This window comes from Proteus vulgaris (assembly GCF_011045815.1).
GTDB lineage: Bacteria > Pseudomonadota > Gammaproteobacteria > Enterobacterales > Enterobacteriaceae > Proteus > Proteus vulgaris_B.
This window is the reverse complement of record NZ_CP047344.1, coordinates 2,723,187-2,742,117: the sequence shown is the minus strand read 5'-3', so window position 1 is coordinate 2,742,117 and position 18,931 is coordinate 2,723,187. Positions and strand designations below refer to the sequence as shown.

14 protein-coding genes and 9 tRNA genes are annotated in these 18,931 nt (G+C 36.7%); 14 read left to right on the top strand and 9 right to left on the bottom strand.

What is annotated here, in order from left to right:
* Nucleotides 1-8: 8 nt before the first annotated feature.
* On the bottom strand, nucleotides 9-266 hold the full coding sequence (ptsH, locus tag GTH24_RS13045; protein WP_006533407.1) for a phosphocarrier protein Hpr: 258 nt from the start codon (nucleotides 264-266) through the stop codon (nucleotides 9-11).
* A gap of 332 nt (nucleotides 267-598) precedes the next feature.
* Nucleotides 599-1,552, bottom strand: coding sequence for a cysteine synthase A (gene cysK, locus GTH24_RS13040; protein WP_072068677.1), 954 nt, complete (start codon nucleotides 1,550-1,552; stop codon nucleotides 599-601).
* A gap of 237 nt (nucleotides 1,553-1,789) precedes the next feature.
* On the opposite strand from cysK, the gene GTH24_RS13035 reads away from it, so the two are divergent.
* The gene (locus tag GTH24_RS13035; protein WP_072068676.1) at nucleotides 1,790-2,320 is read left to right on the top strand and encodes a hypothetical protein; all 531 of its coding nucleotides are present in this window, start codon (nucleotides 1,790-1,792) and stop codon (nucleotides 2,318-2,320) included.
* Between the two features lie 113 nt (nucleotides 2,321-2,433).
* On the opposite strand, the gene cysZ is transcribed toward GTH24_RS13035, so the two are convergent.
* Nucleotides 2,434-3,204, bottom strand: coding sequence for a sulfate transporter CysZ (gene cysZ, locus GTH24_RS13030; RefSeq protein ID WP_072068675.1), 771 nt, complete (start codon nucleotides 3,202-3,204; stop codon nucleotides 2,434-2,436).
* A gap of 223 nt (nucleotides 3,205-3,427) precedes the next feature.
* Between cysZ and zipA the strand changes: the two genes are divergently transcribed.
* From zipA to GTH24_RS13010, 4 genes are all read left to right on the top strand, one after another.
* The gene (gene zipA, locus GTH24_RS13025; RefSeq protein WP_072068674.1) at nucleotides 3,428-4,462 is read left to right on the top strand and encodes a cell division protein ZipA; all 1,035 of its coding nucleotides are present in this window, start codon (nucleotides 3,428-3,430) and stop codon (nucleotides 4,460-4,462) included.
* A 57-nt stretch (nucleotides 4,463-4,519) separates the two neighbouring features.
* On the top strand, nucleotides 4,520-6,547 hold the full coding sequence (gene ligA, locus GTH24_RS13020) for an NAD-dependent DNA ligase LigA (protein ID WP_115350052.1): 2,028 nt from the start codon (nucleotides 4,520-4,522) through the stop codon (nucleotides 6,545-6,547).
* 240 nt (nucleotides 6,548-6,787) lie between these two features.
* On the top strand, nucleotides 6,788-7,972 hold the full coding sequence (locus GTH24_RS13015; RefSeq protein WP_036935465.1) for a NupC/NupG family nucleoside CNT transporter: 1,185 nt from the start codon (nucleotides 6,788-6,790) through the stop codon (nucleotides 7,970-7,972).
* Nucleotides 7,973-8,137: 165 nt separating this feature from the next.
* On the top strand, nucleotides 8,138-8,353 hold the full coding sequence (locus tag GTH24_RS13010; RefSeq protein ID WP_023581656.1) for a DUF3820 family protein: 216 nt from the start codon (nucleotides 8,138-8,140) through the stop codon (nucleotides 8,351-8,353).
* 2 nt (nucleotides 8,354-8,355) lie between these two features.
* Here the strand turns inward: GTH24_RS13010 and GTH24_RS13005 are convergent, their stop codons facing one another.
* Nucleotides 8,356-8,796 (bottom strand): MarR family winged helix-turn-helix transcriptional regulator, encoded by a 441-nt coding sequence (locus GTH24_RS13005; RefSeq protein ID WP_164526489.1) that lies wholly within the window; start codon nucleotides 8,794-8,796, stop codon nucleotides 8,356-8,358.
* 127 nt (nucleotides 8,797-8,923) lie between these two features.
* Between GTH24_RS13005 and GTH24_RS13000 the strand changes: the two genes are divergently transcribed.
* The gene (locus tag GTH24_RS13000) at nucleotides 8,924-9,679 is read left to right on the top strand and encodes an SDR family NAD(P)-dependent oxidoreductase (protein ID WP_164526488.1); all 756 of its coding nucleotides are present in this window, start codon (nucleotides 8,924-8,926) and stop codon (nucleotides 9,677-9,679) included.
* Between the two features lie 64 nt (nucleotides 9,680-9,743).
* Here the strand turns inward: GTH24_RS13000 and GTH24_RS12995 are convergent.
* The 3 genes from GTH24_RS12995 to gltX all read right to left on the bottom strand — a co-directional run bounded on the left by GTH24_RS12995 (nucleotide 9,744) and on the right by gltX (nucleotide 11,498).
* A tRNA-Ala gene (locus GTH24_RS12995) sits at nucleotides 9,744-9,819 on the bottom strand.
* Nucleotides 9,820-9,846: 27 nt separating this feature from the next.
* Nucleotides 9,847-9,922: transfer RNA gene (locus tag GTH24_RS12990), tRNA-Ala, on the bottom strand.
* A gap of 157 nt (nucleotides 9,923-10,079) precedes the next feature.
* Nucleotides 10,080-11,498: a glutamate--tRNA ligase gene (gene gltX, locus GTH24_RS12985; protein WP_164526487.1), complete on the bottom strand. Its 1,419-nt coding sequence runs from the start codon at nucleotides 11,496-11,498 to the stop codon at nucleotides 10,080-10,082.
* Between the two features lie 321 nt (nucleotides 11,499-11,819).
* Between gltX and GTH24_RS12980 the strand changes: the two genes are divergently transcribed.
* The 8 genes from GTH24_RS12980 to GTH24_RS12945 all read left to right on the top strand — a co-directional run bounded on the left by GTH24_RS12980 (nucleotide 11,820) and on the right by GTH24_RS12945 (nucleotide 15,036).
* A tRNA-Val gene (locus GTH24_RS12980) sits at nucleotides 11,820-11,895 on the top strand.
* A 39-nt stretch (nucleotides 11,896-11,934) separates the two neighbouring features.
* Nucleotides 11,935-12,010 (top strand) — tRNA-Val (locus tag GTH24_RS12975).
* Between the two features lie 43 nt (nucleotides 12,011-12,053).
* Nucleotides 12,054-12,129, top strand: a tRNA-Val gene (locus GTH24_RS12970).
* Between the two features lie 41 nt (nucleotides 12,130-12,170).
* Nucleotides 12,171-12,246: transfer RNA gene (locus GTH24_RS12965), tRNA-Lys, on the top strand.
* Between the two features lie 38 nt (nucleotides 12,247-12,284).
* Nucleotides 12,285-12,360 (top strand) — tRNA-Lys (locus GTH24_RS12960).
* A 40-nt stretch (nucleotides 12,361-12,400) separates the two neighbouring features.
* Nucleotides 12,401-12,476: transfer RNA gene (locus GTH24_RS12955), tRNA-Lys, on the top strand.
* A 14-nt stretch (nucleotides 12,477-12,490) separates the two neighbouring features.
* Nucleotides 12,491-12,566: transfer RNA gene (locus tag GTH24_RS12950), tRNA-Val, on the top strand.
* 2,167 nt (nucleotides 12,567-14,733) lie between these two features.
* Complete coding sequence (locus GTH24_RS12945; protein ID WP_072068753.1) at nucleotides 14,734-15,036, top strand: helix-turn-helix domain-containing protein; 303 nt, start codon at nucleotides 14,734-14,736, stop codon at nucleotides 15,034-15,036.
* 589 nt (nucleotides 15,037-15,625) lie between these two features.
* On the opposite strand, the gene GTH24_RS12940 is transcribed toward GTH24_RS12945, so the two are convergent.
* Together GTH24_RS12940 and GTH24_RS12935 are read right to left on the bottom strand one after the other, a co-directional pair.
* Nucleotides 15,626-16,675, bottom strand: coding sequence for an ABC transporter substrate-binding protein (locus GTH24_RS12940; RefSeq protein WP_164526486.1), 1,050 nt, complete (start codon nucleotides 16,673-16,675; stop codon nucleotides 15,626-15,628).
* Between the two features lie 12 nt (nucleotides 16,676-16,687).
* On the bottom strand, nucleotides 16,688-18,829 hold the full coding sequence (locus GTH24_RS12935) for a TonB-dependent receptor (protein ID WP_241253957.1): 2,142 nt from the start codon (nucleotides 18,827-18,829) through the stop codon (nucleotides 16,688-16,690).
* Nucleotides 18,830-18,931: the final 102 nt, after the last annotated feature.

The window sequence follows — 18,931 nt, the reverse complement described above, 5'->3', positions numbered from 1 at the left end:
ATCGCGAATTATTCTAATTCCGCCATTAACTTTACCAATGCTTCAACGGCTTGCTTTTCGTCTTCACCTTCAGCAGAGATAGTTACTACAGTACCTTGGGTCAAACCTAAGGTTTGTAATTTGAAAAGGCTCTTAGCACTAGCAGATTTACCACTAGAGATAAGGGTGATATCAGAAGAGAACGTTTTGGCTTCTTTTACAAATTGTGCAGCAGGACGAGTATGTAAGCCGTTTGGTGCTGTAATAGTAACTTCTTGCTGGTACATAGGATTTTTTTCCTTTTATAACTCAATTGTTCACATTAAGTCAGGACTTAGTAAGTGTAGATGAAATTGTCCTGCTTTGCGTAGCAATATCAGATAATATTAAGTCGTAAAGCGTCATCTGATAAAAATAGTGTTCAAGAAAATAAAAGAGTGTGATTTTATCATCTCGGTTATTTTCTGATTAATTTCGACCCTCGAAATAATTAATTGATTAAATACTAAACTCGAAGGAATAAATCACCTGTCTGGATGACAAAGTTTGATCTCCACCACAAAAAAAGCACCTTTAAGGTGCTTTTTTAATAAATATTTTACAATTGAGATGATGCGATTTAGCTATCAGAAATGTCAGCAAAAAGTGGGGTGCTTAAATAACGCTCACCTGAAGAAGGTAAAATTACTACAATTTCTTTGTTTGCAAATTCAGGTTCTTTTGACAGTTTTACGGCTGCCGCAATCGCTGCTCCAGAAGAAATACCCGCTAAAATACCTTCTTTGGTCATTAATTCTCGCGCAGTATCAAAAGCTTCTTCGTTTGTTATCTGAATAACGCGATCCAGCAACGATAAATCTAGGTTTTCAGGGATAAAACCAGCACCAATACCTTGAATTTTATGAGGGCCTGGTTTAATTTCTTCACCAGCTAAGGCTTGTGTAATAACAGGAGAACCTGTTGGTTCAACAGCAACCATTGTCACTGCTTTGCCTTTTGTTTTTTTCAAGTAACGGCCAATACCCGTGATAGTACCACCAGTACCAACACCTGCAATTACAGCACCGACTTCACCATCAGTGTCATTCCAAATTTCTGGGCCTGTGGTTTTTTCATGAATTTCAGGGTTAGCTGGATTACTAAATTGCTGTAGTAAGAGATAGCGGCTAGGATCGCTGTCACGAATTTCATTGGCTTTATCGATAGCCCCTTTCATGCCTTTTGCGCCATCAGTTAGCACTAAGTTGGCACCTAGAGCTTTGAGTAGTTTTCGGCGTTCAACGCTCATGGTGTCAGGCATGGTTAGTGTCAATTTGTATCCGCGTGCAGCTGCAACGTAGGCAAGTGCAATCCCTGTATTACCACTTGTCGGCTCTACAAGTTCAACACCTTCTTTTAGGATACCTTTCTTTTCAGCATCCCAAATCATGTTGGCACCGATACGGCATTTCACACTAAAGCTTGGGTTACGAGATTCCACTTTAGCTAGAATGTTGCCATTTCCGAAATGCTTTAAGCGAATTAAGGGAGTGTGTCCAATAGTTTGCGAGTTGTCTTCGAAAATCTTGCTCATTTTTATCCTCGGTACATGATTTTTTATAAGGTCAGATGAAATTACCATACGCCATCAAGACAAAGATGGAAATAAGCTTTATGAATAACCTTATAACTTTTTCTTATTTTTATTCCAAAAGGTTCTAATCAAGAGTGAGTGAGAAGATTCACAAATTAATAAATCAAGAGATGTGCAGTATATTGATGGCTGATAATCTATTTTTTAACTATATCTATTGTAAATGCAGGGGTCATAATGGAAACGATCGAAGAGTTGATTACAGCACTTGAACTCGCTGTACCTGAATTAGATGCACAAGCGTTGCGTGAGAACTTACCTGAATCTGATGCTCAAGAAGATGTACTTAATTGGCTATACGAATCACTCTCTGCTCAAGGATTAATGGATTATGTAGAATGGACAGAATATTTTGGTGATATTCCTGATTTGAAATCGTTAGAACAAATCTCTTTTTCTGAATCACCTAGCGCACTGATTTTATCTCAAGTAGAGAATATTGATTGGGATGAGGTGAGTGTTGATCCTTATATGTTGCCTTACGAATTACCTTATCTGGAATATATTAACCACTTTTTGGCAGAAAAAGGGTTACGGCTAGTGGATCTCACTCCGTTTGAAAATGCGTATATTTTCTGTATTCGAGATGATGAAGAGCTGATTGAAAAATTAGATGGTGCTTTAAATATCTTTGAAATGGGCATCAATGAACGTGAGCCGATGGATAGAGAAGAAACGAAAGATTATATTCGTTCACTCATTGAGTAATATGTTCAATCGCTAAATAAATCAATCAGTGTTTTAAATATAATCTATAAAATAAAACCCCGTTTTAATAAAACGGGGTTTTTCAATATTATCGATAAGCGACGAAATAATGTTTACCACTGTCCTTCTTGTGTATGTTGTTTGCGATAACGATCGCACCACATTGCTGTTGCACCACAAATAGCAACAGGCATGATGACTAAATTTAGAATAGGGATCATGGTAAAAATATTAATAATCATACCAAATTGAAGATTATTCCATTTGTCTTGTTTGAGTGAAGATTTCATCGTTGCAAATGAAATTTTATGGTTATCAAACGGGAAGTCATTATATTGAATTGCCATCATCCAAGCGCCAAAAGCGAACCATAAAATAGGAGCAACGGTTTGTCCGACAACAGGGATAAAATAAAGTAATAACAAGACAATAGCACGAGGTAAATAATAAGCTATTTTGGTTAATTCACGTTTTAAAATACGTGGAACATCTTTTAATAGACCCGTAACTCCCGTATCTGGTGGGGTAATGCCAGTTATTTGACCTTCTAATTTTTCAGCCAACAGGCCATTAAAAGGAGAGGCAATAATATTAGCTAAGGTGCTAAAGAAATAAGTGAACACCAATAAAATAAAAATAACGGATAATGGCCAAATTAGATAGCTTAGCCATTGTAACCAATCAGGGACTTTTTCCATCATCCAATTGACCATATCGCCAATTTGGCCATATAACCACCAAAAGGCGCTTCCGAGAATAATAATATTGGCGAGTAACGGCAAGATAACAAAACGTTTTAGCCCTTTGCGTGTAATTAAACGCCAACCAAGAGCAAAATAATGAAATCCATTTAAATTTTTATTCGTTTCTGTCAAATTTGTCATACTTCCTATTCTCTCCAATGAGGGCAAGCTAGTATCATATAGGGAGATAATCAGCCTTACTAGTCATGAATTGTCTAAAAAATGCGCATAAGAGATTGAAGTGTGTATCTTTGTGACAAGAAAATTAAGTATTGGCTTGCACTTATGAGCATTGGCAAATACTCTTAGTAAAAAGTAATATTCGCCAACGTGGCTATTAAACCTCAAGACAACAGAGATAGAAATGATGCAGCAAAATTTGCGTCTGATATTAATCGTTGTTGGTGCGATTTTAATCATAGCTTTGTTATTACACGGCTTATGGATTGGTCGAAAAGAGCGTTCTAAGCTTTTCCGTAATCGCCCAGTAAAACGTCAGAAACAGAATTATCAGTCAGATGAGAACGATGACGAACCACAATATGCTGAGGCTAGTCATCAGACATCAACTTTATCCTCTACTGAAAAGCGGGAGAGTGAGTCACCGATAAAATCGGAGTCTCTACATGAACCTGAGTTTTCGGTGGTAGATAGAGATCCATTAATGTCTGAAAACCAAGCAAAAGGGCATTCTAACGAAACATCGCTACAACAAGAGCCGAGCCTTGGAGTATTTGATGTTATTGAAAAAGAATCTGCACCTGTTGTCAGGGATGAGCCAAGACAAGCTCCTGTGGTCAATGTAGCGGGTGAAATAAAATCACACGTTAATACAAGCCCATCGGTGAGTTCAGAGCCTTCGATTTCAGAGACAACGGCTCATGTGACTCCTGTTGAAACTGAAGCTTCGCATCATGCTCCAGCTGAAGAGCCCAAAACGGGACCTACACCAGTTGTAGAACCTGTAGAGGAAGCGGAGAAAGAGCTGGTTATTGTCTTAAACGTAAGTGCACACCATGGCCAAATGTTGGATGGTGAAATATTGATGCAAAGTATTATTCAAACTGGATTCCAGTTTGGGGAAATGAATATTTTCCATCGACACCTAAATCCAACGGCTAATGGTCCTGTTTTATTTAGCTTAGCCAACATGGTGAAGCCGGGCACCTTTGATATAGATACTATGGCTGAATTAACCACACCCGGTGTCTCTATGTTTATGATGGTGCCGTCTTATGGTGATGCTAACCAAAACTTTAAATTGATGTTGCTTGCAGCTCAACGTATTGCATCTGATGTGGGAGGGGTTGTACTTGATGATGAGCGCAAACTCTTAACACCACAAAAAATCGAGCTTTATAAATCTAGAATTCGCAGGACGCTGGATTTAAATCAATAGTTTTTATCTGTAAAAAAGCCCCCGCTTGCGGGGGTTTTTCTTCTTTGGTGATAAATCATGAATAAAAATACTCAACAAAAAATTGATAAACTTCGCGTTACCTTACGTCACCATGAATATCTTTATCATGTCATGGACGCACCTGAAATACCTGATGCTGAATACGACCGCTTAATGAATGAGCTAAAAGCATTAGAAGCCCAACACCCTGAATTAATTACCTCAGATTCACCCACACAACGTGTAGGTGCATTACCACTCACTGCATTTGAGCAAGTGAGACATGAAATCCCTATGTTGTCTTTAGATAATGCTTTTGATGAAACTAGTTATCAGGCATTTGATAAGCGTTTGCGAGATCGTTTAAAAAACAATGAAGAAATAACTTTTTGCTGTGAATTAAAACTTGATGGACTTGCAGTTAGCTTACTTTATGAAAATGGAGTTTTAGTACAAGCAGCAACACGTGGGGATGGTACAACAGGAGAGAACATCACTGAAAACGTAAGAACCATTAAAGCGATCCCATTGCGTTTATATGGTGAAAATATCCCTGCACGTATCGAGATCCGTGGTGAAGTCTTTATGAATGAAAAAGGCTTTGAATATTTAAATGAAGAAGCTCGTCGTACAGGGGGAAAAGTATTTGCTAACCCCCGTAACGCAGCCGCGGGATCTTTACGACAACTTGATCCGCGTATCACAGCGAAACGTCCATTAACCTTTTTCTGTTATGGCGTTGGTGTGCTCGAAGGTGGAAAGTTACCTACAAGCCACTATGCCCGTTTACAACTATTTAAAGAATGGGGATTACCTGTCAGTGATGCGGTAAAACTGTGTACTGGTAGTAAAGCTGTTCTTGAGTTTTATCATCATGTAGAAGAAATTCGCCCTAATTTAGGCTTTGATATCGATGGTGTTGTTATTAAGGTGGATGATATTGCTCTGCAAGAAGAATTGGGTTTTGTTTCAAGAGCACCACGTTGGGCTATTGCTTATAAATTCCAAGCACAAGAGCAAATAACGATTATCAAAGATGTTGAATTCCAAGTAGGGCGTACTGGTGCAATTACCCCTGTTGCTCGTTTAGAGCCTGTGCAGGTTGCTGGTGTGGTTGTGAGTAATGCCACATTACACAATGCTGATGAAATTGAGCGCTTGGGGCTGCGTATTGGCGATACCGTGGTTATTCGTCGTGCGGGTGATGTTATTCCTCAGGTTGTTAGCGTGATTGAAGAGAAGCGTCCTGCTGATGCACAAGAGATTGTTTTTCCAACGCAATGTCCAATTTGCCAATCTGATATAGAGCGTATTGAAGGCGAAGCGGTAGCGCGTTGTACTGGAGGATTAATTTGTGGTGCGCAACGTAAAGAAGCGCTTAAGCATTTTGTTTCTCGTCGTGCGATGGATGTTGATGGTATGGGCGATAAAATTATCGACCAACTGGTTGAAAAGGAGTATGTCAAAACGCCAGCAGACCTTTTTCGTTTAGATGAAAAAATCCTATCTGGTTTAGAGCGAATGGGCGAAAAATCAGCAAAAAAATTAATTGCTGCATTAGATAAATCTAAATCAACAACATTTGCGCGTTTTATTTATGCTCTCGGAATTAGAGAAGTTGGTGAAGCAACGGCAAGTGGATTAACTGCCCATTTTTCTACGCTTGAAGCATTACGAGATGCAGATGTTGAAGCACTAAAATCAGTCCCTGATGTGGGAGATATTGTAGCTAAGCATGTTGTTAACTTCTTCCAAGAAGAACACAACAAAACGGTTATTGATCAGCTAATTAATGATGCAGGCATTACATGGCAAGCACCCGTGATTGTCACTCATGAAGCGGGAGATAATCCTTTTGCAGGTAAAACCGTAGTGTTAACTGGCTCATTATCACAATTAACACGTGATGAAGCAAAAGATAGATTAGTAGCTTTAGGGGCAAAAGTGAGTGGAAGCGTCTCTAAAAAAACCGATATGGTGATTGCAGGTGAAGCTGCAGGTTCTAAGTTAGTGAAAGCTAACGAGTTAGGGATAGACGTTATTGATGAAGATGAAATGATAAGATTACTTGATCAATCTAAATAATCACTCTATTATTTAGTAAATGCTACTGAGAAACGCTCTCAGTAGCATTTTTTTACTTAAGTGAAATTTAAGTGAAATTTGCATTTAATGTTTCTTTAGTAACTTCCAAAGTGTGATCAACCTATCTTATTTAATAAATAGTGTGTATGCGGTTTCATGATATTGTGACAATAGTCACATCCTAATGTTACGCGTTACATAAAATGCTCCTCAAGATTTATTTTTATTTTTGGAGCATGCATGTCTTCTATCATTCACTTCGTTTTAGCACTCGCCGTTATTGGCGCATTAGCATTCATTGCGAGTAATAATCGCAAAGGGATCCGTCTGCGTTATATCGTGCAGTTATTAGTTATTGAAATCGCATTAGCATGGTTCTTCCTCAACTCTGATGTTGGTGAAGGCTTTGTTCGAGGTTTTGCTGGATTATTTGATCACTTATTAGGTTACGCTGCCCAAGGTACTGAATTTGTATTCGGTGGCATGATGAAAGGTGGTTTGGCATTCTTCTTCCTGAATGTATTATGTCCAATTATCTTTATTTCTGCATTAATTGGTATTCTTCAACACATTAAAGTATTACCTTTCGTGATCCGCATTATCGGTACAGTGCTTTCTAAAGTGAATGGTATGGGGAAACTGGAATCATTCAACGCAGTTAGCTCATTAGTTCTTGGTCAATCAGAGAACTTTATTGCCTACAAAGATGTTTTAGGCAAAATGTCTCAGCGTCGTATGTACACCATGGCTGCAACAGCAATGTCGACAGTATCAATGTCAATTGTTGGTGCATACATGACAATGTTAGATCCAAAATACGTTGTTGCTGCTCTAGTATTGAATATGTTCAGTACCTTTATCGTCCTTTCTGTGATTAACCCATATTCTGTTGAGAATGAAGAAGATATTCAAATGGGTAATCTACATGAAGGTCAAAGCTTCTTTGAAATGTTAGGTGAATACATTTTAGCTGGTTTCAAAGTTGCATTAATCGTAGCTGCAATGCTGATTGGTTTCATTGCTTTAATTGCTGCAGTGAATGCAATTTTCAGCATGATTTTTGGTATTAGCTTCCAAGATTGCTTAGGTTACGTTTTCTATCCATTAGCATGGGTAATTGGTGTACCAGAACAAGATGCATTACGTGTTGGTAGTGTGATGGCAACAAAATTAGTGTCTAACGAATTCGTTGCAATGGGTAGTTTACAAGATATCGCGGCCGATATTTCACCACGCTCAGTGGGTATTTTATCAGTATTCTTAGTTTCATTTGCTAACTTCTCTTCAATCGGGATTGTAGCAGGTGCGATTAAAGGTCTAAATGAAATGCAAGGCAACGTTGTTTCTCGTTTCGGTCTGAAATTACTGTTTGGTTCTACATTAGTGAGCTTCTTATCAGCGGCTATCGCAGGCTTGTTTGTTTAATCGCTCAAGATAAAACAGATAGCATGTGAATAAAATAACAATGTAAACCATATTACTTGTTCATCAGGTAATAAAAAATCAAGCAGTACTTCGGGTACTGCTTTTTTTATCTTTAAATTACCCTATAATCGCGTTACCCCTTTCGATGATAAAGCGACAGAAACCATGCTAGAGAAACAGCATCTTATTGATATAGCAAACACACAAATGCCATTTGGTAAGTACAAAGGGCGAATGTTGGTTGATTTACCTGAAGAGTATCTATTATGGTTTGCTAAAAAAGGAGAGTTCCCAGAAGGAAAACTAGGGCAACTCATGGAGATGACCCTTGCAATTAAAATCGAAGGCTTAGAAGGACTATTAAAGCCCTTAAAGCGGTGATATTAATTATTATCTAGTTCTGATTTTTCAGATGCTAGTGCATTAATAATTTTCTGACTTAATTCAATAAATAATGTTTGTTCTCCCAATGTCAAACATTCACTTATTTTTTCAGCATTTTGTTTTCGACCTAATGCAGCTCTTGTTAAAAAAGCGTGGCCATTATCAGTTAAATGGGTAATGAACTCACGTTTATCTTTTTCTGAACGATATTGTGCAATAAATCCTAAGGCTTTTAATCCCCTCATAAGCTTCGATAAATTTTGTCTTGAAATCGCTAATGAATGACTTAATTGGGATGGGGTTAAATCACCTCGTAAGCGCAATAATTCTAAAATATCATATTGACCCCAAGTGACTTGTTCAGGGGTATAGCGAGTTCGTTGCGCGACTAATGTGCATTGTAATAATGACAATGCATTTTCTAATTCACACTTTTCCATAAATGCGTCATCTCATGAATAATATTAACTAAAGTTAATTAAATACTATAATATATAATTAACTTTAGTTAACTACTTTTTGATTGCACGATAAAACAAGGTGCTATTGATAATAGGTGAAATAGATATGAAAGATTATTTTAAAGATAAGGTGATTTTAGTCACTGGTGCAAGTACAGGTGTAGGCGAAGGCATTGCACAATTGCTATTTCAACGTGGTGCGACGGTTTTTATTACAGGTAGGCATTTAGATCAAGTAATAAAAGCAGCATATTCTATTGATACAACGGGTAAAAAAATCATTGCTTTGCAGGCTGATATGACCTCACCTTCTCAAGTCGAAAAAATGATTGAGGCTGTTATGTCGCAAGCTGGAGCATTACATGGCTTGGTTAATAATGCAGGACTCACGGGGCCTCATAATACATCAATTGTGGACTATGATATTGAAGATTGGAAAGCAGTAATAGATACCGATATTAATGGCGTATTTTATGGCTTGAAATATGGTATACCCGCAATATTAAAAAGTGGGGGAGGGAGTATTGTTAATCTTTCTTCATCAAATGGTATTGTCGGTATTGCGGGTATTTCAGCATATACGGCAGCTAAACATGCCGTATTAGGGATCACTCGTTCAGCTGCCCTTGAATTTGCAGATAAAGGAATAAGGATCAATGCAATAGGTCCTGGTTATGTCGATACACCAAGAATGCAAATACTACCTAACGAAGTACGTGAATGGATGGCAGATACACACCCAATGAAACGTATGGCAACTAGAGAAGAAGTCGCTAAAACCGTTGCTTTTTTACTTTCAGATGAGAGTAGTTTCACAACAGGGGCATTTTATGCCGTTGATGGTGGTTACACTGCACAATAGAAATAAATAAGAAGGAGTAGAAAACAAAAAATCCCGAAGATTTCTCTTCAGGATCTTGAAATTCTGGTGGAGCTAAACGGGATCGAACCGTTGACCTCTTGCATGCCATGCAAGCGCTCTCCCAACTGAGCTATAACCCCACAACGTAGATTGTTCGATAAGTATATTGGTGGAGCTAAGCGGGATCGAACCGCTGACCTCTTGCATGCCATGCAAGCGCTCTCCCAACTGAGCTATAGCCCCAACATACTGGAACGGGCTTGATAATAGGCAACAAGCACAATACTGTCAATCAGTTAATCTCACATTATTTGTTGATTGCTGAAAAAGAATACAAAAAAAAGATACATTCCCTAATTTAGGAATGTATCTCTCTTGGTCAGCAAGTTTAATGTGTAAATTAAGCTTGATTTTCTCTTTCTGTAATAAAGTCTAATGCTTTATTAATACGCGCAATACTACGTGTTTTACCAATAGCATGAACAGTAACATCTAAGCTAGGAGATTGGCCTGCACCCGTTACAGCAACGCGTAATGGCATACCGACTTTACCCATACCAATTTCTAATTCATCAGCGGTATCTTGAATAGCTTGGTGAACATTTTCAGCAGTCCAATCAGCAATAGCAGATAATTTATCACGAACCACTTCTAATGGCTGGCGAGCGACTGGGCGTAAATGTTTTTTTGCTGCTGTTTCTTCAAAGGTTTCGAAATCAACATAGAAGTAATGGCAACTTTCAGCCATCTCTTTTAATGTTTTACAGCGTTCGCCTAATAATTTGATCAGTTCGACTAATGATGGGCCATTGCTGGTATCAATATTTTGTTGTTTGATATGCCAATCTAAATGAACAGCGACTTTTTCTGCTGGCAATGTATTGATGTAATGATGATTTAACCAAAGTAATTTATCAGTGTTAAATGCACTGGCTGATTTGCTGATAGCTTCTAAAGTGAAGTGCTCGATCATTTCATCAATAGTAAAGATCTCTTGGTCACCATGAGACCAGCCTAAACGCACTAAGTAGTTTAATAGTGCTTCTGGTAAATAGCCGTCATCGCGGTATTGCATCACACTTACAGCATTATAACGCTTAGACAGTTTCTTGCCGTCATCACCTAGGATCATTGATACGTGAGCATATTCAGGCACAGGAGCACCCAATGCTTTGAGAATATTGATTTGGCGAGGTGTGTTATTGATATGATCTTCACCACGAATAACGTGAGTAATCTCCATATCCCAGTCATCAATAACAACGCAGAAGTTATAAGTTGGAGAACCATCAGTACGACGAATAATGAGATCATCCAATTCTTGGTTGCTAAATTCAATCGGGCCACGGATTTTATCATCAAAAACGACAGAGCCTTCTTGTGGGTTTAAAAAACGCACAACATGAGGTTCATCAGCACTGTGATTATGATTACCACCACGGCAACAACCGTCGTAACGAGGTTTTTCGCCTTTAGCCATTTGATCTTCGCGTAATTGTTCTAAACGTTCTTTAGAGCAGTAGCAACGGTACGCGGTGCCAGCAGATAACATCTGATCGATAACTTGGTTATAGCGATCGAAGCGTTTAGTCTGATAATAAGGACCCTCATCCCAATTCAGATTTAACCAATTCATACCGTCCATGATTGCATCGATAGCTGGCTGAGTAGAACGTTCTAAGTCGGTGTCTTCAATACGCAGTACAAATTCGCCCTTATTGTGACGGCTATATAACCAGGAATAAAGTGCGGTACGCGCACCACCAACATGTAGATAGCCAGTAGGACTTGGTGCAAAACGGGTTTTTATTTTACTCATTGAGATTGCCTTAGTACGTCTTACTTATATATAGATAAGTAATCGTGATTATCAAAAAAACGAAATGGTTGCCTTATTTTATCACTGGATGCTAATTCCTCAATGGCATTAAGCTTTTAACAGAGATAAAAATTTCAAATTGATGACTTTTTGTTTGACGACGGCTACACATAAGATTATTTTGGTTAATTGCTGTGTCACTTATGGTGCTAAAAAAAGCATCTTGACTAAAAATAAAACGAACAGTCATTTTCACGATAAAAATCTGATAAAAATCGTTGACTCATAGCGCAGTATCCCTATAATGCACCCCATCACGACGGGCGGTTAGCTCAGTTGGTAGAGCATCTCCCTTACAAGGAGGAGGTCGTTGGTTCGAGCCCAATACCGCCCACCATTATTATCGTTGTGATACGTTGTATGATTTAATGTAATTGGGCGGTTAGCTCAGTTGGTAGAGCATCTCCCTTACAAGGAGGAGGTCGTTGGTTCGAGCCCAATACCGCCCACCAATTACGTTAAAGCGTGGTAGTGAGAATTTAGTCATCATGAAGTGGGCGGTTAGCTCAGTTGGTAGAGCATCTCCCTTACAAGGAGGAGGTCGTTGGTTCGAGCCCAATACCGCCCACCACTTCATCCGGTTATTTCGCGCAATATCACATAATTAGGTATGGGTCGTTAGCTCAGTCGGTAGAGCAGTTGACTTTTAATCAATTGGTCGGGCGTTCGAATCGCCCACGACCCACCATTCCTAATAATACAACATAAAGTAGTGAACATTGTGACGGGTCGTTAGCTCAGTCGGTAGAGCAGTTGACTTTTAATCAATTGGTCGGGCGTTCGAATCGCCCACGACCCACCATTCACAAAACTACTTACAGATTTACGCAACATTATTAAATGGGTCGTTAGCTCAGTCGGTAGAGCAGTTGACTTTTAATCAATTGGTCGGGCGTTCGAATCGCCCACGACCCACCATTTAATAATCAAGCGGGCGGTTAGCTCAGTTGGTAGAGCATCTCCCTTACAAGGAGGAGGTCGTTGGTTCGAGCCCAATACCGCCCACCACTTCTTTTATCCTATCTCATTACTTCCTATATTTTCTTTAAATAATCATAATTACAGCTCAGTGAGCTAACGTTTTATTTATGTATTGCTCTACAACTTCACCGATTGATTTTTTAAATTAGCTTTTTATGAGTTATTGCATCGTTTTTCCTATTACACTTACTTTAAGTGTGTGTGCTTTCTAAGTCATCCTAATGGTTTCATTTATTTTCATGTCCTACGGTACATCTCGTTTTCTTTGCTTCTTTCCTCTTATGCACTCTGTTTCTATAAGGTTGTTTTTAGTCTATTCAGACATTAAGTCTTCTATATGATGCAAAAAGTTAACAGACGGTTTTTCATTACGCTTTTTTACATTCTGTTATATTTTATCCGGAAAATAGAGGTGTTCTCAAAGCGGAAATAAGGGCTTTCATGCCTTAATTGGTACACTATATTTAAAATAAAGATGAGCAATTTTTGAATACTTTCCATGATTAGCTCGAAATATTCAAAAAACGAGAGCGGTTCGAAAGAAAGATCTACTCTTTTTTTGATGATCTATAGGCTTTTTCGGTTTATTTATAAAATTAAATAACTTTAAAAACAGTATATTGAGTGACTTTAGTGTGCTTAATACGCCAAAACCTCTATAAAATTAGTAGGTTAAAACATTTTTTATGGCTATAAAAAAAGTATATTTTTTTATTTTTAATAAGGAAATTGAAGGAATAAAGATAAAAAATACAATTTTATAGTTAATCTTTCTTATCATCATCCATTTATTACTAACATGATGAAATTAAATGATTAAATATAATAATATTTAAATTTTTTTATTCTTCTTTCAAATAATTATTAAGTTAAAAATCTAATTTTAACCAATTGATTTTTATGTTGTTATTGTAAAAAATTGATATTTATCAAGTTATCCACAATAATGAACTGCGCAACAAATGATATAAAGCAAAAAGAACTTATTTCATCATTAATTGATTTGTCCTTAAGTGGTTAATTTCATTTTTTACTTAAAATGGAGAAAATTGTGCATTTGACAGGAATATAAATTATATAAAAATATTAATGTTTATTTCGGCCTAAGAATAACTCTTATATAGAATGAGTATTAATACTTAGGACGTAAAAAGAATATTTCTTGTGATTTTTAACAAAATTAGATCATACTAAAATGGATATTTAACAGATCATTCATTTTTAAATTTAATTTAAGTTGCAATAAAAACTCTATTTTTACGCTATCAAAATGCGCGTATTTGAGTGAAAAAGAAAGAATAGAATAAGATGGCGATAAAGTGTTCAACTTTTGCTATGGTGAACTTAGATGTAGAATAACTTACTGATAAAGCAAAAAATATTTATATAAATGATTACATTTTTTATTGTATAAATGAGATTTTTAATTTTATTAATAATAAAAATTAGTTATTCATTAATAGAAATTCAAAAAAAATGATTAATTAAATGTATTGCCTATTTATTCGAGTGTAATAAAGATTTATTACATCTTAAATATATTTAGCTGAAACGCTAAGGGTTTATGCTTATATATATTAATTAACAAATGTTTAAAAGGTGATCTATATCTTAATGTGAATGTAATTAGTGTAACCAATTGATTTAAAGTGATAATTTTTGTTACGCTGTAAATCCATCAGATTTCATTGACATTACTTAAGCTCTTTCAGAAAAATAAGAAAATTACCTTCTTTATGAGGTTAATTTATTATTTTAAATAAATTAGACTAATATAACTTGACTTATTTTTGCACAATTAAGGGTATCACACTTTAAATTAATGTGTTTGTAGGTTATTGTTCTAATTAATGAGTAAAGTTTAAGAAAAAAAAAGCGCTATTTTATAAATAAAATATTTTAACTATATGAAAGTAAAGAATATATATCGCTATCCTAGGTATTGTTTACTAGTATGAGTAAAGTGCCAAGTCTTCATTGTCTTTTTTCGACTGGTTGAAAGTGTTTAAATGCGTAGTATATTATTTACATATGATAAGTCATGTTATGAATTGTAATATTTCTTATCTACTAAAAAATAATATTTTATTAAAACAAAAAGGTGTCCTCGATAATATATAAATTTATATATTATTGCGTGATAACACACCATTATAAATTAGATATCAATCAAAGTGAAAAGCGAGAACATATTATGAGTAGCAAGTATCCAGTCGCTTATGCAGTTGGACAAAAAATTAAGTCATTAAGAAAATCTCAGGGTTATACTGTATTTCAGTTAGCAAAAGAGATTGATATTAGCGAACAACAGTTATTTCGTTATGAGCGTGGTGTAAACCGTATTGATATTGATTGCTTAGTTAGAGTACTTGAAGTACTAGGTGTTAATATTGGTAGCTTCTTTGAAGAAGTAACAGGTGGAATGACTCAAGAAATTGAGCATAATGAACAACATATTCCAGCTCATTTCGATAGTAAGGCTCTTTCTATTTTCTAAAAATATCTTTAAATTAGAAGATAACTCATTTTAGAATAACTAAATTTAGTAGGATAATTCTTATATCTGTATATCTTTAAGATTAGTAAATAATAAGAATTTTCTTAGTTAGGGAAATAAAGCCTCTATATAATATCAATGCCCTTGTTAGGGCATTTTACGTTTTTAGGGGAATGAAAAGTTTTAATTCTCTTCAAGAAAAAGAAAAATGTTATTGCAGAATACCTGAGACTTACATATCTGTAGAAATATACTCAAATACCTATTGTTATGTGTAAATTAACAGGGGGGAAATACCTATAAATATAAATCTCTTGCTAATCAGCTTTTATATTACCTACTATTATTTTACTCTTTGATAACATTTTCAAAGCTATTAACGTATAACTTATGTGTTTTATATCAAGGAATTTAAAAAGAATAAACATTAATACGATAAAAATTGAAAAAGAGAGCCGAGTTAGAAATTGGGAATAGATCAATTTTTTAAATTTAAGCATTTAATGGCAATGTAGGAATGGTAACAGATAATCTTCCTACAAGAGAGAGCCTAGAGCCTCTTCACCTTCATGATGAAAAGGCTGTCAGTTTAGTCTTTGAGTGGCGGCGTCAAAATATATTCGAGCTGTTGATCACTTAGGGAGATATTAAAAAATGTTTGGTAAAACTGTTTTGTCTCTTTGATGATATCAATGTGCTGTGTTTGCTCTGGGTATAAAATCGTTGCAAGCCATAAAAATTGTAAAGCTTCTTCAGTCGTTTCTCTACACCACCAAAATAGACCTTTGGGATTTGTGTAGACACGGCCTTCACGTACTGCAGTAATTGATTGCCATTCAGGTGAATTCTTGATGATTTCCGTATCTCTTGCATACATAGTAACAATAACATCAGGGTTGGCATGAATGACTTGTTCTAAAGAAACTTCACCTGCCCGACTAGGTACATTGTCAAACCAATGCTCTGCAATATTGACTCCCCCAGCAAGTGTTATCCAATCATGATTTAGCGAAGGTGCGCCTGATGTTCTTAAGGGCGACCCAAAAGCATGATAAACCTTTATTGGCTCCTTGATGCTTATCTCGCTTATTACACTCTTTACAAGCGCTATATTACGCTGAAAGTAAGCTAAATAATCTTTTGCTAATTGGTGGCTACTTGAGCCTAAAATTTCCCCCGTAATCAGGGTTCTTTCTAACAAGGCATCCATTGAGCCTGACTTTAACAATGCAACACTGATCCCTGCATTTTCTAGCGTTGTCATTTGTGCATCAGATAGCTTTCCTGTTGCAAAAAAGATTTGAGGCTGACTCATAATTAATGTTTCGATATTCAGTGTGTCATTATTACCTTTACTGGAAATTGAAGCCATTTTTATAGCTGGAACAATCTCGGTAAAAAAAGGAATGGTTTTGACTAAATCGGTTGTAGAAACAATTTTATCTCCAGCACCAAGCATCGCAAGGATTGCATTTTGTGCATTCCAACTAGTGGCGACTCGTTCTGGTGAATCTGGAACAGTAATCGATTGGTCTTGATAATATTGAACACTTCTTTGAGCCTGTACATTGGAAGAGGTACTGAGGGCCGAACCTCCCAGTAATACAATGCACAGGGTTTTAAAAAAACCTTTATACATTTAACTATCCTCTTAGAGTTCAATACTGATAGATGCGGAAATTTGGCGAGGTGTACCTAAGAAAGCATTAGCACCACCAATTGCACCATTTTGGTTACCAGAGAAGATAGACGCCCAATATTGTTCATTGGTAACGTTATCCAAATTCACACGGAAAGTTGTTTTTTTATTCCAATACTGTGTTTGATAACGAGCACCTAAATCGAGAGTGGTATAGGCTTTTGCCCACATTGTATTTGTGGTATTTGCTGCACGTTTTCCGGTGTAGTGAATATTAGCACTGTAGATAACATTTGGTGCGGTAGGGTAATGGTATTCAGCTAATAAATTTGCTTGGTATTTTGGTACACCCACAACATCTTTATTTTGGGTTTTCGCATTACCTGTATTCGTTAATGTTGGATCTAACCATGTCATGCTACTGAATACGAAAAATTCATCCGTCACTTGTCCATTAGCAATCAGTTCCAATCCCCGGTTACGTTGTTTGCCTTGCTCTTTAAATATATTGTCATTTCCTACATAAGCAAAAGGACGTTCTAATTGGAAAATAGCTGCATTTAAATTGAGATCACCAATTTGTGATTTAACACCCATTTCCCATTGTTCACTGCGGTAAGGTTTTAATACTTCACCTTTGTTATCTGCAGTATCGGGCGCTGAATCACCTTCTTCTAATGAGTCTGCATAAGAAACATAAGTCATCACTTCAGGGATCGGTTTAAACATTAATGCGACGGCAGGACTTAAACCATTTTCAGTATGATTTTCACCACCTGCGCGATAGGAAGTTTCTTTGATCCAGTTTTGGCTTAGCGATCCCATCACTGACCATTGAGGATTAAAGGTAACGGTATCGCCTAAAGTAATGGATTGAACTTGTGAGCGACTATTTTTAGTGCGAGCGCTACCAGTATAGAAGCCTTCATTAGAAGGATCATCATAACGATGTGGATTATTAATATCTTGTGTTGGCAATGTAAATTTCAGATCGTTACCATTTGCTCCGTAAATATCCCAACGATAACCACTAGTAGCGAGGACTAAATCATGAGAAAGTGAGCCTATCATCATATGACCATTAACATTGATAGAATGACTTAAAACCGTAAAACGACCATAAGTAGAAGGAACAGATAAGGTTGGTGTAAAGTGCTTACCATCATTACTTAGCTGGTTAGAAACAGATCGGAATCCGCGATCGGCAGTTTGATAGCCGATTGCAGCATTTATTTGCCAATCTTCATTAAAATCATGTTTTAGTCGGCTACTTACTGTTCTGGTATGTAGATCAACACCCGCAAAAGCTTGACCATAGCCTGTTTTAGTTGGATCTGGTGCATCAGGTAATATGGTGACTTTTGAACCATAAGAAAATGCACCCGGATAACCCATTTTTTTAAACCAATAATCACTAAAATTCACTTCTAGCACGGTATCAGAAGAGATATTCCAATCAAAAGCAGTACTAATAAGCTGGCGACGTGTTTTACTACCAGCAACATAACCTTTACCTTCATCATGCATTAAATTAATGCGATAACCAAAAGTGTTGTTATCATCAATAAAACCACCTAAATCAAGATGGCCTTTAAATTGGTTATCATTGACATAAGTAGCATTCAGTGAAGTTAAGCGTTTTAAGGTTGGACGTTTTTGTGTGAAATTAAATTGCCCACTTGGACTTGCTGGCCCATAGAGTGAACCTGTTAGGCCATTTATAATATCTACACGTTCAAGCATTTCGATAGGAAAGGCGGTGGTAGAAATAATATTCACACCATCTAAATGAGAGTTAGCAACAACGTTGCCCTGCATTCCACGGTTTTGAGGGCGACCAACATCCATACCACCACGTGCTTGCATTTGGGAGGAGGCATTATATTTTAAGATATCCGCAACACTGGTAACTTGTTGATTTTCAATCATAGATTGAGTTAAGGTGTTTGTTGTGTAAGGTGTATCTAACCATTTTTTTGCACCTAAGGGTCCCATATCAACTTCACGAGTTACAAACCCCGCACCAGCCTCACTATTATTCACTGGTTGTGCAGTAACGATGATTTTTTCAGCGTTGTCAGTGGCTATGCTTGCTGATACGGCTAATGTTTGTGCTATAGCACAAGCTATTGTCGAAATGATAAATTTCCTCACGATAGACTCCCAAAATGTATTTTTTAATTATTTAAATTCATCGATATTAAAAAATTTATATAGCGATACTCATCGCAGATGCGATGCAATACGATTCATTAT

Coding starts and splice junctions, on each gene's coding strand:
- GTH24_RS12940 (WP_164526486.1), bottom strand. CDS start 16,675: ATGTATAAAGGTTTTTTTAAAACCCTGTGCATTGTATTACTGGGAGGT.
- ligA (WP_115350052.1), top strand. CDS start 4,520: ATGAATAAAAATACTCAACAAAAAATTGATAAACTTCGCGTTACCTTA.
- GTH24_RS13015 (WP_036935465.1), top strand. CDS start 6,788: ATGTCTTCTATCATTCACTTCGTTTTAGCACTCGCCGTTATTGGCGCA.
- GTH24_RS13000 (WP_164526488.1), top strand. CDS start 8,924: ATGAAAGATTATTTTAAAGATAAGGTGATTTTAGTCACTGGTGCAAGT.
- zipA (WP_072068674.1), top strand. CDS start 3,428: ATGATGCAGCAAAATTTGCGTCTGATATTAATCGTTGTTGGTGCGATT.
- GTH24_RS13035 (WP_072068676.1), top strand. CDS start 1,790: ATGGAAACGATCGAAGAGTTGATTACAGCACTTGAACTCGCTGTACCT.
- ptsH (WP_006533407.1), bottom strand. CDS start 266: ATGTACCAGCAAGAAGTTACTATTACAGCACCAAACGGCTTACATACT.
- cysZ (WP_072068675.1), bottom strand. CDS start 3,204: ATGACAAATTTGACAGAAACGAATAAAAATTTAAATGGATTTCATTAT.
- GTH24_RS13005 (WP_164526489.1), bottom strand. CDS start 8,796: ATGGAAAAGTGTGAATTAGAAAATGCATTGTCATTATTACAATGCACA.
- gltX (WP_164526487.1), bottom strand. CDS start 11,498: ATGAGTAAAATAAAAACCCGTTTTGCACCAAGTCCTACTGGCTATCTA.
- GTH24_RS13010 (WP_023581656.1), top strand. CDS start 8,138: ATGCTAGAGAAACAGCATCTTATTGATATAGCAAACACACAAATGCCA.
- cysK (WP_072068677.1), bottom strand. CDS start 1,552: ATGAGCAAGATTTTCGAAGACAACTCGCAAACTATTGGACACACTCCC.
- GTH24_RS12945 (WP_072068753.1), top strand. CDS start 14,734: ATGAGTAGCAAGTATCCAGTCGCTTATGCAGTTGGACAAAAAATTAAG.